This is a genomic window from Curtobacterium sp. MCJR17_055 (assembly GCF_003224335.1).
Classification (GTDB): domain Bacteria; phylum Actinomycetota; class Actinomycetes; order Actinomycetales; family Microbacteriaceae; genus Curtobacterium.
Genome location: NZ_QKLF01000003.1, coordinates 435316 through 449684, shown reverse-complemented (window position 1 = coordinate 449684; position 14369 = coordinate 435316). Strand labels below are relative to the sequence as shown.

General features: G+C 72.6%; 11 protein-coding genes. 6 read left to right on the top strand and 5 right to left on the bottom strand.

Translation table 11 applies throughout. From position 1 onward, the window contains the following. Positions 1 to 10: 10 nt before the first annotated feature. The 6 genes from DEJ16_RS09585 (at position 11) to csrA (ending at position 5612) form a co-directional block, all read left to right on the top strand. Positions 11 to 286: a flagellar biosynthetic protein FliQ gene (locus DEJ16_RS09585; protein WP_110824888.1), complete on the top strand. Its 276-nt coding sequence runs from the start codon at positions 11 to 13 to the stop codon at positions 284 to 286. After that, positions 286 to 1047: a flagellar biosynthetic protein FliR gene (locus DEJ16_RS09580; RefSeq protein WP_110824889.1), complete on the top strand. Its 762-nt coding sequence runs from the start codon at positions 286 to 288 to the stop codon at positions 1045 to 1047. The genes DEJ16_RS09585 and DEJ16_RS09580 overlap by 1 nt, the downstream gene beginning before the upstream one ends. A 4-nt stretch (positions 1048 to 1051) precedes the next feature. Continuing rightward, positions 1052 to 2251 (top strand): flagellar biosynthesis protein FlhB, encoded by a 1200-nt coding sequence (locus DEJ16_RS09575; RefSeq protein ID WP_110824890.1) that lies wholly within the window; start codon positions 1052 to 1054, stop codon positions 2249 to 2251. Continuing rightward, positions 2248 to 4302 (top strand): flagellar biosynthesis protein FlhA, encoded by a 2055-nt coding sequence (locus DEJ16_RS09570; RefSeq protein WP_110824891.1) that lies wholly within the window; start codon positions 2248 to 2250, stop codon positions 4300 to 4302. Before DEJ16_RS09575 ends, DEJ16_RS09570 begins: the two co-directional genes overlap by 4 nt. Then, positions 4277 to 5284 carry a hypothetical protein gene (locus DEJ16_RS09565; RefSeq protein WP_110824892.1) on the top strand — a complete coding sequence of 336 codons (1008 nt, stop codon included), beginning with the start codon at positions 4277 to 4279 and terminating at the stop codon, positions 5282 to 5284. The genes DEJ16_RS09570 and DEJ16_RS09565 overlap by 26 nt, the downstream gene beginning before the upstream one ends. A 79-nt stretch (positions 5285 to 5363) precedes the next feature. Beyond that, positions 5364 to 5612 carry a carbon storage regulator CsrA gene (csrA, locus tag DEJ16_RS09560; protein ID WP_110824893.1) on the top strand — a complete coding sequence of 83 codons (249 nt, stop codon included), beginning with the start codon at positions 5364 to 5366 and terminating at the stop codon, positions 5610 to 5612. A 104-nt stretch (positions 5613 to 5716) separates the two neighbouring features. Here csrA and DEJ16_RS09555 read toward each other — a convergent pair whose 3' ends face one another. The 5 genes from DEJ16_RS09555 to DEJ16_RS09535 all read right to left on the bottom strand — a co-directional run bounded on the left by DEJ16_RS09555 (position 5717) and on the right by DEJ16_RS09535 (position 14299). Beyond that, a complete protein-coding gene (locus tag DEJ16_RS09555) occupies positions 5717 to 7852 on the bottom strand; it encodes an acyl-CoA dehydrogenase (RefSeq protein WP_110824894.1) in 2136 nt (711 codons plus the stop codon). Positions 7853 to 8197: 345 nt separating this feature from the next. Continuing rightward, complete coding sequence (locus tag DEJ16_RS09550) at positions 8198 to 8536, bottom strand: hypothetical protein (RefSeq protein ID WP_146232858.1); 339 nt, start codon at positions 8534 to 8536, stop codon at positions 8198 to 8200. 68 nt (positions 8537 to 8604) lie between these two features. Continuing rightward, positions 8605 to 11970: an ATP-binding protein gene (locus DEJ16_RS09545; protein ID WP_110824896.1), complete on the bottom strand. Its 3366-nt coding sequence runs from the start codon at positions 11968 to 11970 to the stop codon at positions 8605 to 8607. After that, positions 11967 to 12782 carry a DUF4194 domain-containing protein gene (locus tag DEJ16_RS09540; RefSeq protein ID WP_110824897.1) on the bottom strand — a complete coding sequence of 272 codons (816 nt, stop codon included), beginning with the start codon at positions 12780 to 12782 and terminating at the stop codon, positions 11967 to 11969. Before DEJ16_RS09540 ends, DEJ16_RS09545 begins: the two co-directional genes overlap by 4 nt. Continuing rightward, a complete protein-coding gene (locus tag DEJ16_RS09535) occupies positions 12779 to 14299 on the bottom strand; it encodes a DUF3375 family protein (RefSeq protein ID WP_110824898.1) in 1521 nt (506 codons plus the stop codon). Before DEJ16_RS09535 ends, DEJ16_RS09540 begins: the two co-directional genes overlap by 4 nt. Between the last annotated feature and the right edge of the window lie 70 nt (positions 14300 to 14369).

Here is a 14369-nt window from a genome sequence, read left to right as displayed (position 1 = left end):
GGAGGCACCCGTGAACCAGCAGGCGGTCATCGACCTCACCCTCCAGGCGCTCCTCGTCGCGGGGAAGCTCGCCGCGCCCGTCCTCGTCACCTCGCTCGTGGTCGGGTTCGCGATCTCGCTGTTCCAGTCCGTGACGCAGATCCAGGAGGTCACGCTCTCGTTCGTGCCGAAGGCCCTCGCCGTCGCCGTCGCGCTCGTCGTCTGCGGCAACTGGATGATCTCCGAGATGGTCGCGTTCACGCACGTGGCGTTCGACATGATCCCGAAGCTGCTCGGGAGCGGCTGATGGAGCTGCTGTTCGACGCGGCCCGGCTCGAGGGCACGATGCTCGCCGGCGTCCGGCTCGTCGCGTTCTTCGTCGTGGCCCCGCCGTTCTCCTACCGCGCGTTCCCCGGCGTGGTGAAGGTCATCCTCGGCCTGGGGCTCGCGATCGGCGTCGCACCGAAGGTGACCGCCGGTTACGAGCAACTCGACACCGCGACCTTCCTCGTCGCGCTCGTGACGCAGCTGCTCGTCGGCCTCGTCCTCGGCTTCATGGTGTACCTCGTCTTCGCCGCGGTGCAGTCCGCCGGAGCCCTCATCGACCTGTTCGGCGGCTTCACGCTGGCGCAGGCGTTCGACCCGCAGTCGCAGGTGAACGGCGCGCAGTTCACCCGACTGTTCCAGATGGCGTCCCTCGCGCTGCTGTTCGCCTCCGGCGGGTACCAGCTCATCATCGGGGGACTCGTCCGCTCGTTCGACGGGGTCCCGCTCGTGGACGGACGGTTCCCGATCGACGGCGTCGCCCCGATGCTCGTCGCGGCCTTCGGGCAGATGTTCCTCGCCGCGCTGCAGATCGCCGGGCCGCTCGTGGTCGTGCTCTTCCTGGCCGACGTCGGCCTCGGGCTGCTCACGCGTGTCGCCCCCGCCCTCAACGCGTTCCAGATGGGCTTCCCGATCAAGATCGGGCTCACCGTCCTGTTCGCCGGCGCACTGTTCATGGCGCTGCCGAGTGTCGTGTCGTCCCTCACCGGCGACGCCGTGCAGGCCATCACGGGCAGGGGGTGACGGCATGTCGGACAGCGGAGAACGCTCCGAACAAGCGACCGCGAAGCGGATGCGCGAGGTGCGCCGGAAGGGGCAGCTCGGCCGGTCGCAGGACCTCAGCGCCTGGATCGGCATCGCCGCCGCCGCGCTGATGTTCCCCTCGCTCATCGGGCACGCGTCGGCCGCCGGACAGCAGCAGATGCGCGCCGTCGCGCTCGTCATCGCCGACCCCACCGTCGGCACCATGCGGCACGTGTTCGACGAGGCCCTCGGCTCGATCGGCGCGACGCTCGGTCCGATGCTCGGGGTCGTCGCGGTCGCCGTGCTCGCCACCTCGGTCGCGCAGGGCGGGGTGCACGTCAAGAAGCTCACGCCGGAGCCCGACCACTTCGACCCCGTCGCCGGCCTCAAGCGGGTGTTCGGGACGCAGGCGCTGTGGAACGGCGTCAAGGCACTGCTGAAGACCGCGGTGGTCGGCCTCGTGCTCTGGTTCGCGGTGCAGGGACTCGTGCCCGTCCTCATGTCGAGCGGGTCCCTGCCGCTGACCAGTGTCCTCGAGGCGGCCGGTGCCGGCGCGGGCACCCTCCTGCAGGCCGCCGTCGCCGCCGGACTCGTGCTCGCCGCCCTCGACGTGTTCGTCGTCATCCGCCGGAACCGCAAGCGCACGATGATGACGAAGCGCGAGGTCAAGGACGAGAACAAGCAGGCCGAGGGCGACCCGCTCGTGAAGTCGCAGCGCCGGTCCCGACAGCTCGCCGCCAGCCGCAACCGGATGATCGCGGCCATCGGCACCGCCGACGTCGTGATGACGAACCCCACGCACTACGCCGTGGCGATCAAGTACGAGGCCGGCAAGTCGGCACCCAAGGTCGTCGCGAAGGGGGCCGGCCCGGTCGCCGACGCCATCCGGCAGAAGGCCGAGGAGGAGCGCGTGCCGATGGTGCGGGACGTCCCACTCACCCGTGCGCTGCACGCGGCGTGCGAGCTCGGCCAGGAGATCCCGGTCGACCTCTACACCCCGGTCGCCCGCGTCCTGTCCTTCGTCATGACGCTCGCCGCGCACGGCGCCGCGAGCGGCACGCACACCCCGCCCCGCCCCACCACCCCGGAGGAGGTCGCCACCGTGCTCGACCCGACCACGCTCAGCGGCGACGTCCGCCCCCGCAAGCTCCGGACACCGCGTCCCGCCACCGACCACGCTCCCGGAGAGGCCCTCCCCGCATGAAGCGCGCCGACCTGCCGAAGTTCGCCGTCCCGGTGCTCATCGTCGGCATCATCCTGCTGCTGATCCTGCCGGTGCCGCCGTTCCTGCTGGACGTCCTCATCATCTGCAACATCCTGCTGGCGCTGGTGATCCTGCTCACGACGCTCTTCGTGAAGAAGCCGCTCGACTTCTCGGTGTTCCCGTCGCTGCTGCTCGTCGCGACGCTGTTCCGGCTCGGGCTCAACGTCGCCTCGACCCGCCTCGTGCTCGCCCAGGGGTTCGCGGGCGACGTCATCCAGGCCTTCGGGCACGTCGCCGTCGCCGGCTCGGTCATCATCGGCGCGGTGATCTTCCTCATCCTCGTGGTGATCCAGTTCGTCGTCGTCACGAAGGGCGCCGAGCGCGTCGCCGAGGTCGGCGCCCGCTTCACCCTCGACGCCATGCCGGGCAAGCAGATGGCGATCGACGCGGACCTCAACGCCGGGCTCATCACGGACGTCCAGGCGAAGGAGCGCCGCGCGGCGGTGTCCGCCGAGGCCGACTTCTACGGCGCGATGGACGGTGCGTCGAAGTTCGTCAAGGGCGACGCGATCGCCGGCATCCTGATCCTCGTCATCAACCTGGTCGGCGGGATCGCCATCGGCATGCTGCAGAACGGCATGTCGATCACCGACGCGCTGTCGCACTACGGCATCCTCACCATCGGCGACGGCCTCGTGTCCCAGATCCCGGCGCTCCTCATGGCCGTGTCGACCGGCATGATCGTCACCCGCTCGGGCGCCGAGTCCGACATCGGCACGTCGGCGTCCGACCAGCTCTCGCAGTCCCGCACCGCGCTGATGATCGCCGGTGCGGCGGCGATCGCGATGGGGTTCATCCCCGGCATGCCGATCCTGCCCTTCCTGCTGATCGGCGCGGCTCTCCTCTTCACCGGGTGGCGGATCGGCCAGAACGCCAAGCGTGCCGCAGCGACGGCTGCCGAGCAGCAGGCCATCGCGGCCGCAGCACCCCCGAGCGACACCCCCGAGGACCTGCTCGAGCAAATGCGCGTGCACGCGCTGGAGATCCTCCTGGCGCCGGACCTCGTCGACATGGTCTCCGGCGCGTCCGACGACCTGCTCGGCCGGGTCCGGGCCCTCCGCCGGAAGATCGCCGTCGACATGGGCATCGTCGTGCCGCCGGTCCGCACCCGGGACAGCATCGACCTGCCGCCGTCGACCTACGCGATCCGCATCGCCGGCGTCGAGGCCGGCCGTGGCACCGCCCCCGCGCGGAGCGTGCTGGCCCTCGGCGAGCAGCTCGACGGCCTGCCGGGCGACCCCACCGTCGAGCCGGTGTTCGGACTGGCCGGCAAGTGGGTGCCCGCGGAACTCCGGCACGCCGCCGAGATGACCGGCGCGACCGTGATCGACCGGGTCTCCGTGCTCGTCACGCACCTGCAGGCCGTGATCGGCGACAACGCCGCTCGTCTGCTCACCCGCGAGGACGTCAAGGTGCTCGCGGAGGGCGTCAAACAGGTGAACCCCGCTGCGGTCGAGGAACTCGTCCCCGGCATGCTCTCGATGGCCGAACTCCAGCGCGTGCTGCAGGGCCTGCTCGCCGAGCGCGTGCCGATCAACGACCTCGGGCGCATCTGCGAGGCGCTGACCCTCCGTGCGAAGGTCTCCACCGACCCGGAGGGTCTCGTCGAGTCCGCGCGGGCCGCGCTCGGTCCGGCCCTCGCCGCCCGCCACCTGGACGGCGCCGTGCTCCGTGTGATCATGATCGACCCGGTGCTCGAACAGGCGATGCTCGAGGGGCTCCGTCCCTCCGAGCAGGGGACCCAGATCCTCCTCGACGCGCACCGGATCGAGCAGGTGCTCGGTTCCGTGCGGGACTCGGTCCGCGCCGTCGAGGAGCAGGGGCTCTCCGCCGTCCTGGTCTGTGCCCCGCAACTCCGCCCGGCCGTGCACCGCATGGTGTCCGCGCAGGCCAACGGCCTGCCCGTGCTCTCGTACCAGGAGGCCACGGCAGCGGGGTCCACCATCGAGACCGTGGGAGTGGTCCGTGCCGCCGATCCGATCGCAGCGTAGCGGCGCCACGCTCGACGAGGTCCGTGCCGCGGTCCTCGCCGAGTTCGGACCCGCGGCCCGCATCGTCGCCGCCGAGCGGGTGACGACCGGTGGGGTCGCCGGACTGTTCCGCCGGGCGCACGTCGAGGCGACGGTCGAGTTCCCGGACCCCCTCGACCCGCCGACGGCCCGCGTCACGATCGCCGCGTCACCCGCCAGGCGGATCGGCATCGCAGCGCTCCTCGCCGACGCCGAGGCGGCCGAGGCCCGGATCGCGGACACCGACGGGACCTCCACCACCCGGGCCGACGCCTTCGCCTCGGTGCTCGACGGCTTCACGGCCGACGGACTGGCCCCGCCGCGCCGGGCCGTCGCCGGTCCCGTGCCGGCCGAGCCGAGCCTCCAGGACGTCCCGTCCGGGGCGGCGTCCGCCGCGCCCGGTGCGTCGACCACATCGGTCGCGTCCGCCGTGACGGGAGGCCCGGACGCGGACCCGAGGGCCCCCGACCCGTGGGTCGCAGACCCGTCGGCCGCGGACCCGTGGGCCGACCTGCGTCCCGAGCTGCCCGCGGCCGCGGCTCCCGCGCCCGTCCGGACCCCCGCACCCGCGGTCTGCTCGGCCGACGGCGACCTCGTGCTCCTCGTCGGTCGGGCGGCCGACGTCGACGCCGCCGCCGGGGTCTTCGCCAGTCGGCACGGTCTGCGGGCGACACCGGCGTCCGACCGACGCAGCGGGATCCTCGCGCGCGCCGACGCGGTGCGGGACGGCGTGGCGCTGCTCGCGGTCGCGGCGTGGACCGACGTGGCGACGACCACCTCGCTCGCACCCGACCAGGTCTGGGTCGTGGTCGACGCCGGGCGCAAGCACGAGGACGCCCTCGCGATGCTCGCCGCGGTGGCGGACGCTCCGGTGCCGCTCGCCGGTGTGCTCGCGATCGGCACCGAGGAGACCGCGACGCCGGACAGCGTGTACCTGCTCGGTCTGCCCGTCCGGACGCTCTGACCGCCCGTCCTCGGGCCGCCGATGGCACCGGGCCGTGTCCCGGACGGGGGCGGCGACGCGGAGTCGCTAGGCTTGCCGGGTGCTGGTACTCACGCGCAAGGTCGGCGAGCGGATCCTCATCGGTGACGACATCGTCATCACGGTGCTCGACTCCCGGGGCGACGGCGTCCGCATCGGCATCGACGCGCCCCGCGGTGTGAAGATCCAGCGCGAAGAGGTCGTCCGTGCCGTGGCCGAGGCGAACGTCGCCGCCGCTGCCGGAGCCGACGACGACGCCGAGGCGCGGCTGCGCGCAGCGCTCGGCGCCCCCCGTCCGCCCGTCGGCTGACGGGCGACGGCGTCGGTCAGACCCTCCGGATCAAGCCCAGCGGCTCGACCTGCTCGGCATCGAGCCGAGCGGCTTGATCGGCGACCTCCGGCCGGGTCCGGCGATCAGGGGCGGGGCTTCTTCTCCTGCTCCGGCAGCCGTCCGGCGGCGCGCTCGGCCTCGTACCACGCGCGGGCTTCGTCCTGTCGTGCCTGCTCCGCACCGCTCGCGATGGGGGAGCGCACGTGCGACGGCTCGTACCCGAAGGACGCGATGAGCTGCGGCACCACCGGACGGAGTCGAGCGACCAGCCGGTCCACGTACGCCGACACGGCCCGGGCCCGCTGCGCCGAGATCCGCCCGTGCAGCAGGTGCCAGTCCAGGTGCTGCTCGACGAGCCCGAGCGCGAACAGGTCGCGGAGCCAGACGAGAACCGTGCGGGTGTCGCCCGGGGGGACGTCGTCGATCGCCTCGGTGAACGCCTCCCACTGCATGAGTTCCGCGTGCGCCTTCGACGCCTCGATCAACTCGTGCTGCGAGCGGTTCAGCAGCACGGCGGCGCGGGCGCGGTCCTTACCGGCGGTGCGGAGGCGCATGCCGATCTCGGTGACCATCGTCTCGACCCGACCGACGAGCAGGGCGCGCTGCGTCTCCGGGTCCTGCAGGTCCGCGACCGAAGCCGCGAGGGACCCTCGGTCGGACACCGTCTGCCCGAGTCGGCGCAGACCGGTCGCGTCCGCCAGCTTCGACCCGACCTGCGCGGCGACGAACTTCGCCGTCGACGCCGCGTCGCGCGGCGCGGCCTTGCGGAAGTCCGTGAGCAGACGCTTGCCGACGAGCTGGAGGAGCACCGTGTTGTCGCCCTCGAACGTCACGTAGACGTCGAGGTCGGCACGGAGGCCCGTGATCCGGTTCTCGGCGAGGAAGCCCGCACCGCCGGTCGCCTCCCGGCACTCCTGCAGCGTGTCGAGGGCTGACCAGGTCGACATGGCCTTGAAGGCCGCAGCCTGCGTCTCGAGGTCCTCCCGGCGCTCCGGGGTGTCCTGCCGGCCGCTGAAGACGTCGTCGAACGTCTGCAGCAGCTTCTCGTGGGCGAACGACTGGGCGAACACCGTCGCCAGGCGGGGGATGAGCCGGCGCTGGTGGCGGCCGTAGTCGAGCAGGACCCCCTCCTGGCCGTCGCCGGTCGGGAACTGACGGCGCTCCATGGCGTAGGTCAGGGCGATCTGCAGCCCGATCTTCTGCGCCACGACCGCGGCGCCGTCGAGGGAGACCCGTCCCTGCACCAGGGTGCCGAGCATCGTGAAGAAGCGGCGCCCGGGAGAGTCGATCGGGGAGGAGTACGTGCCGTCCTCGGCGACGTCGCCGTAGCGGTTGAGCAGGTTCGTGCGCGGGACCCGGACGCGGTCGAACCAGAGCCGGCCGTTGTCGATCCCGTTCAGGCCGCCCTTGACGCCGTCGTCCTCGCCGCCGACGCCGGGCAGGAAGGCACCCTCGTCGTCGCGCAGGGGGACGTAGAAGGCGTGCACGCCGTGGTCGACGCCCCGGGTGACGAGCTTGGCGAACACGACGGCGGCCTTGCCGTGCAGGGCGGCGTTGCCGATGTAGTCCTTCCACGCACCGCGGAACGGCGTGTGCACGACGAACTCCTGCGTCTCCGGGTCGTAGGTCGCGCTCGTGGCGATGTTCTGGACGTCCGAACCGTGGCCGGTCTCGGTCATCGCGAAGCACCCGGGCACGTCGAACTCGATGATGCCGGGCAGGAACTCGCGGTGGTTGCGCTCGGTGCCGAGGTGGTGCACCGCGGAGCCGAACAGACCCCACTGCACCCCGGCCTTGATCTGCAGCGACGGGTCCGCGACGGTGAGCTCCTCGAACGCCGCCAGGTTCCCGCCGTGGTTGTCCTGGCCGCCGAACTCCGGCGGGTACGGACGCTGGATCGCGCCGGCGTCGACGAGGATCCGCAGCTGCTCGAGCGTGCGCGCACGGTGCTCGGCGAGGGGCTGCCCCTCGATCTTGTGCAGCGCGGGGTCGCGGACGAGACGGCGGGAGATGCGGCGGTCCTCGGCCCAGCGGCCCAGCAGGTGCTCGGCGAGCAGGTCGACGTCGATGCGGACGTCGGTGTCGGTGCCGCCCGCGGGCGTCCCGGCTGCGGTGTCCCCGGTCGCGTCGGCCTTCGGCGCGCTGACCCCACCGGTGCTGGTGCGGATCGTGCTGCCGGCGCTGGTGCTGCTGGTGCGGCTCGGTGCGGTGTCGACCATCGGGTGCCTCCTGGACTGCGCGGTTCCGGACCGCGCCACTGCCACGGCGGTCCGACCTCACCAGCGTAAGCACCCGTGTTGCGCATGACATGACCGCCGTGCCGCCCCACAAACACCACCCGGCGTCGCCTCGTCCCGATGGTGGGAACCCTCCAACGCCCGGCGTCCGGCGTCCGGTAGCCTTGACGCAGCCACACCGGCCCCGGACCACGAGGAGTCACCCCATGCTCGAGCTCATCGCAGGCATCATCATCGGCATCGGCGTCATCGGTGGTGTGGGCACCTGCATGGCGGCCGCCGCGATGATGAAGGCCGGCTCCGAGGAGTACTGATCCTGCTGACCGGTCAGGACGCTCCGGCGTCCACCGGCTCGGTCACCGGGTCCATCGGGACCGGGACCAACTGACGACTCTGGACGGTCGCGCGCTCGAAGGGGCCGCGGCCGTCCGTCGTGTACGCGGGCTCGTCGAACTCGACGACCCACGCCACCCGGACCCCTGCGCCCGCGTACCCGGCGAGCTGGGCGCCGCCCGGCGCGACGATGAGCCCGATCGGCTCGTCCGCCCACTGCTCGCCCCGGTCCGACGGCACGACCCGCACGACGGCTCCGATGCCGAGCACGGGCAGGTCCGGCACGCCGGACGCGTCAGGGGCAGCGGGGCGGGGTTCACGACGTCCGAACACGCGACGACCCTACCGCCGCGTGCCCCGGAGGAGCCCGCCGGACCTGCGCCGACCCCGCCGGACCTCGGTCAGGCCCGCCGGATCTCGGTCACGGACGAGTACCCGGTGTCCGGGTGCTTCCGCATCGAGAGCAGGCGCTCCATGGACGGCTCGAGCGCCGTGACCTTGTCGAGCGGCGCGCTGACGACGAGCTGGAAGCCGAGCCGGAGCCATGCCGTCACCGCACGACCGGCGAACTCCGAGTCCGCCTTGATGAACGCCTCGTCGAGGAACACCGGGGCGAACCGGGGCCGGGGCCGGGTCTCGTCACCGAGCTGGTACCGCAGGGCCGCGCCCACGATGAACGCGACGAGCTCCTGCGTCTCACCGCCGGACTTGTCGCCGAGGGACGAGTACACGCCCAGGTCGTTGCCCTCGACGTCGTAGCGCACCGCGGTGATCTCCATGTGCCGCCGGACGTCGAGCACGGCGTCGCGCTGCGTCGTCCGGCCTCGGGGTGCTTCCGGGTCACGCCGGATGACGCCCATGAACCGCCGCAGTCGCCGGAAGCGGGTCTCGAGCACGTCGTCGGTCAGTTCGGCGTCGACCGAGGCCGACAGCGCGCGGAGCTCCTTGCGGAACTGCGTCACGTCCTCGCGGGTGACGCGGCGGATGACGATCTTCAGCCGGTCGCGGTTCGCCCCGAACGGCAGGTCGCGGAGGATCTCGTTCACGGGTTCGAGCCGCTCCTCGATCTCCACGACGGCGCGGTCGAACGCGCCGGAGAGCGGGACGAGGTCCTCGCCGCTCCACTGTGACAGCCGACGGCGCCACTCGCTCCGCCGGGCGTGGAGGCCCGTGGCGACGATCTGGTCGAGGATCGCGCGGTAGTCCGGGTACGAGGCCACCCCGGTCCCCAGGTTCGGGTCCGGCCAGGCGTCCTGGTACCGCTCGAACGTCGTGGTGAGCGCCACCGACGCCGTCGCGGCGCCGTCGAGCGCCTGTGCGAGTCGCTCCTCGAGGCGACGGCGGAGACGTCTGGTCGCGTCGTCGAACCCGTCCACCCCGTCGGGGGCGCCGACCTCGTCGAACGCCTCGGCGAGCAGGCGTTCCTGCTGTTCGTCCGGCAGCCGGTCCGGTGCGTCGGCGAACCGTTCGAGGATCTCGGCGGCCGCGTCCTGGCCGTCCACGAGCACGGCGTGCCGTTCCTCCAGGCGCTTCACGCCGAGCCGCGCGGCGGACCGTCGGTCGGCGGCCTCGTCGAGCGCGGCGCGCAGGCGGGCGACGGACTCGCGGAGCGTCCGCAGGCCGTCGTCGGCGGCGAGCAGCGCGTGGCGCTCCTCCTCGAGGCGGGCGAGGGCGGCGTCGGCACCGGCGACGTCGACGGCGTCCCACGTGACGTCGACGCGGTGCTGGTGCGCTGCCCGGAGCACGTCGAGTGCGGCGAGGTCCTGCGCGACGTCGGTGCGCCGGGCCTCCAGGGCCGTCAGGTCCGCCGCGATCTCGGCGAGCTCGGTCTCCACGGCACGGACCCGCGACTCGTTCGTGAACCCGATGACGTTCGCCTGGCGTCGGTCGCCGTGTGCACCGCGACGGCCGTCGCGGAGCTGGCCGGACACGGTCACCCGACGGCCGCCGCCGCCGAGCTCGGCGGCGTCGGCGACGCAGCGGGCGTCGATCCGGTCGGACTCGATGCGCTCCCGCACCCACGTGCTGAACGGCGAGGCCTTGATCGCGAGCTTCCCGGACACCATGGCGCGGTCGCCGGGCAGGTCCAGGTGCGGGCCGAGCGGCACGCCCTCGAACTGCACACGCACGGGCAGACGGAGGCCGTCGATGGCGGCGCTGAAGTCGTCCAGCCGGTCCTCGTCGACGAGCAGGGTCCGGGCGACCGGGGCGAGCACGGACTCGATCGCGGTGCGCCACTGCTCCTCGGCCGGCAGCACGTCGAGGAGCTCGGCGACGAACGGCACGTCCGCCGGGTCGAGTCCGGCGGCCCGGGCCATCGCGACCCGAGCCTCGTGCATCGGCAGCGGCATGGCGCCCTGGCGGTGCTCGAGCGACCGGCGCTCCTGGCGCAGGGTCCGTTCGCGGTCGAGGAGCGGGTACTCCTCACGGGTCAGGGCGTCACGCCGGGCGTCGAGCTCGTCACGTCGTGCGGCGTAGGTGCCGAGGAACTCGTGGCTCGCCCGCTGCGCCTCGGTGAACGCCGACTCGGTGGTGACCGGTTCGTCGAGGGGTGCGGTGCGCTCGTCGAACACCTCGCGGGAGCGGGCGACGGCGGCACGCTCGCGGGTCCCGCGGTCGATGCGGTCCTCGAGCTGTGCGAGTGCGTTGCCGCCGGAGTCCCGGAGCCGCGCCTCGGCGTCGCGGAGCTCGACCTCCACGGCGGCGTGCCGGGCGGACGCCGCCTCGACCTCGGCGCGTGTGGCGGTCCGCTCGCGGGCGTTCCGCTCGACCTCGAGGTCGAGCAGTTCGCGCTTCCGCGACGCCGTCCAGTGCGCGAACGGCGAGACGTCGGCGCCGGTGGCGATGCCGTCGAGCGCTGCGGCCGCGGCCCGGGACCGCTCGATCTCGTCGTGCAGGTCGGTGATGGGGGAGAGGATGCGGACCTTGCGTTCCTCGGTGTCCATCGCCTCGTAGGCCTCGTCGAGCGCCGCGAAGTGGGCGAGGGCACGGTCGGCTGCCTCGTAGGTGCCGGGCGTCTCGAGCACCAGGGACTTGTAGAGCGCGTCGACGGTCGGCATGTGCTGCCCGGCCTGGATCCGGGCGAGGAGACGCATCGCCCGGTTGCCGCCACCGGAGTCACCGATGCCCAGGCGCGTCTGCAGCGTGTACGCGAGCTCCTGGTACGTGTCGCGGATGACGAGCCCCGGGATCCGCCCGGTGAGTTCCAGGTGCGCGAACCGGGAGGGCACGAAGTCCTCGAGCCGCCGCAGGTCGAACACGTCGTCGACCGTCGCCATGGTCATCTGGATGTCGGCGACGCCCCGGGCACGACGCGGCACGATGTACGCGCGCAGGACCGTGAAGCGGCGCTCGTCGTCGTTCCGGAACGTGACCGCGACCGCGCCCCACGTGGTCTGCTCCTCGCCGCGCAGGGTGACGTCCTGCAGCGCACCCGTCTCCGGGTCGCGGCGGGTGTCGACCTTCCCGCGCAGGTACGTCAGCAGGTTGCGCTGGTCGGCGCTGCGGGCGCGTCCCGTCGTCGCGTCGTTCGAGGCACCGTTGAACGGCACGTCGGACGGCATCATCACCGCCAGGTACGCGTCCATGAGCGTCGACTTGCCGGTCCCGGACGCGCCGGAGATGAGCGTCGCCGTGCCGGACAGTTCGACGTGACGGTGGCCCTGGAAGCCGCCCCAGTTGACGACCTGCATGGACTCGGCCCGCCACTGGGCGACGGTGTCGAACAGCGCGGGGATCCCGGTGGTGTCGACGTCGACGGTGCTCACGCGCGGTCCTCCTCGTTGTCGTCGGCGTCCGTGCCGGCGTCGGTCTCGACGTCGCCGTCGCCGCTGACGTCCGCCCCCGTCGGACCGGCCGGGAGGCTCGTCCCGGCCCCGTCGGTCGGCTCACCGCCGCCGGTGGCCGCGGTCCGCAGCCAGGTTTCGAGCTCGACGAGACGCTCCAGCGGGAGCAACACCTCGACGACGCTCGCGACCCGGAAGCGGTCCGGGTCGGTGGTCTTCAACAACACCCGAGCCGTGACCAGGCGCTCGATGGCCTTGGCGACGCGGGCCTCGTCACGGGTGCGGTCGGTCGCGGTCGCGGGGCGGAAGCCGGACACGTGCCCGAGGATCTCGGACCGGTCGACGACGACCTGGTCGGGCCCAGGACGGGCGTCGGCGCGCAGACGCATCCGCAGGTAGACGAGGACGATCGTCTCCTCGCGCGTGTACGGCGCGTCGCGGAGCAGGGTCGGGAAGCCACGACGGGTGCTCTCCGATCGGGCCTGCCGCTTGAAGGCCACCTCGCGGTCGCGGTCGACGTGGAGTTCGAGGAACAGGTCGTTGAGGCGGGAGCGGAGCTGGTGCTCCGCGTCGAGGACCGCACGCCACTCGTCGACGTGCGTCCGGGCGCTCACGTACGGGTGCCGGAGCAGCGCGACCAGGGCCCGACGCTGCGGTTCGTCGAGTCGGCCCTCGTCACCCTCGAAGAGGGCGAACGTGCTCTCGTCGCGCTCGGCGAGCTCGTCGACGAACACGCCGGAGGCGTCCTCGAACGCGACCTCGTCGTCGACGGGTGCTGGTGTCGTGTCGGTCACCGTGCCTCCTGGCCGGGTTCGTCGTCGGGGTGTGCCGTCCGGCCCCGGTGGGGCAGTGCGGCGGTCGGCATGTGGAAGGTGACTGGTCCGCCGTCCGGCCGCACCGTGCGGTGCGGTGCGGTCTCGGTGCCGGCCTCGAAGTCGTCGTGTCCGGTGAGCAGGTGCGCGAGCCCGAAGAGCTCGACGGGACGACGCTGGTCGGGTGGCAGCTCGTGGAACGCCCCGACGCTCGATCCGGCGGTGGAGGCGTCGAGGACCGACCGGAGCTCGGCGAGGAGCGGGCCGCCGTGGCGGCGCAGCGACTCGACGTCGATCTCCTCGAAGACGTCGTCGTCCGGCTCCTCGATCGGCGGCGGCACCGACTCGGCGTCCGGGTCGTAGAACTTCTCACGCAGCGTGCCGACGGCGGCGGACGGGGGCAGCAGGCCGAGCGGGACGCGGTCCCGGGCGGAACTGACGTCCATCCACGCCGCCAGGCCGCGGTTCACCGAGCGGAGCACCGCGTCGAGCTCGCGGTCCCGCACCACGTCGTGGGCGACGATCTGGTCACGGAGCGTCGCGGTGAGCATCCGACGCTGGGCGAGGACGTCCTCGATGCCCTGCCGGAGGATGCCGACCGTGCCGCGGAAGGTCCGGCGCTCGGTCGGACTGAGCGAGGCGGCGAACGGGTGCTCGAGGATCGTGGTGATGTCGTCGCGGAGCCGCAGGAGCAGGGCGTCGTCGCGGAGGAGCTCGAACGCGCCCTGGAACGCCCGGCCCTCCGGCGTCGACTCCATCAGGTTGTCCGTGCGCGCGAGGTAGTCGTCGAGGATCTCGCCGATCGGGCGGACCTCCTGCCGGAAGTCCTCGACGATCTCGCGGTGCATGGTCGCCACCGCCTCCTCGACCCGCTTGAAGTCGCTCGGCAGCTGCCGGATGAGGTCGGTGATGTTCGCGTAGCCGTCACGCATCCGGTCCTCGTCGACCGTGACCACCTCGTCGCCGCGGGCGAGACGGTCGCGCTCGGCCTGGAGTTCGGCGATCTGCGCGTCCAGGCGTCGCACCTGGGCGTCCCGGTCCGGTTCGGCCCGGTCCGCCCAGCGGTGCACGGCGTCGACGATCATCGCGAGACGGCTCTCGCTGATGAGGGCCCGCTCGGCGGACAGGGCGTCGATCAGGCTGAGCGCCTCGAGGGCGTGGCTCGTCAGGCTGTACTGCTCGTCGCCGTCCGAGGAGTTCGAGCGCACCAGCCACTGTGCGGCCACCCACTCGCGGCAGAGGGACCGACCGTTGGGCCGGGACACCTCGCCCTCGGGGGAGTCGCTCGCCGGCACCCGCGCACCGGTCGCCTGCAGGCGGGCGACGTGCTCCTCGACCTGCAGGTGCATCCGCTCGGCAGGGACGTACTGCACGTCACGGTCGAACACCGTGCGGAAGACCGAGACCACGGCCGCGCTCGTCGGACGCGACATCAGTCGGAGCGTCGGCCGGTCGAGCACCTGCCTGACCCTGGCGAACTCGAGGTCGACGTCGGTCATGGTGCCCCTGGTGGTCGGACGGGTCGCGGGATGCGAAGAGGTCGTGGGATGCGAAGAGCCCGACGCGGTT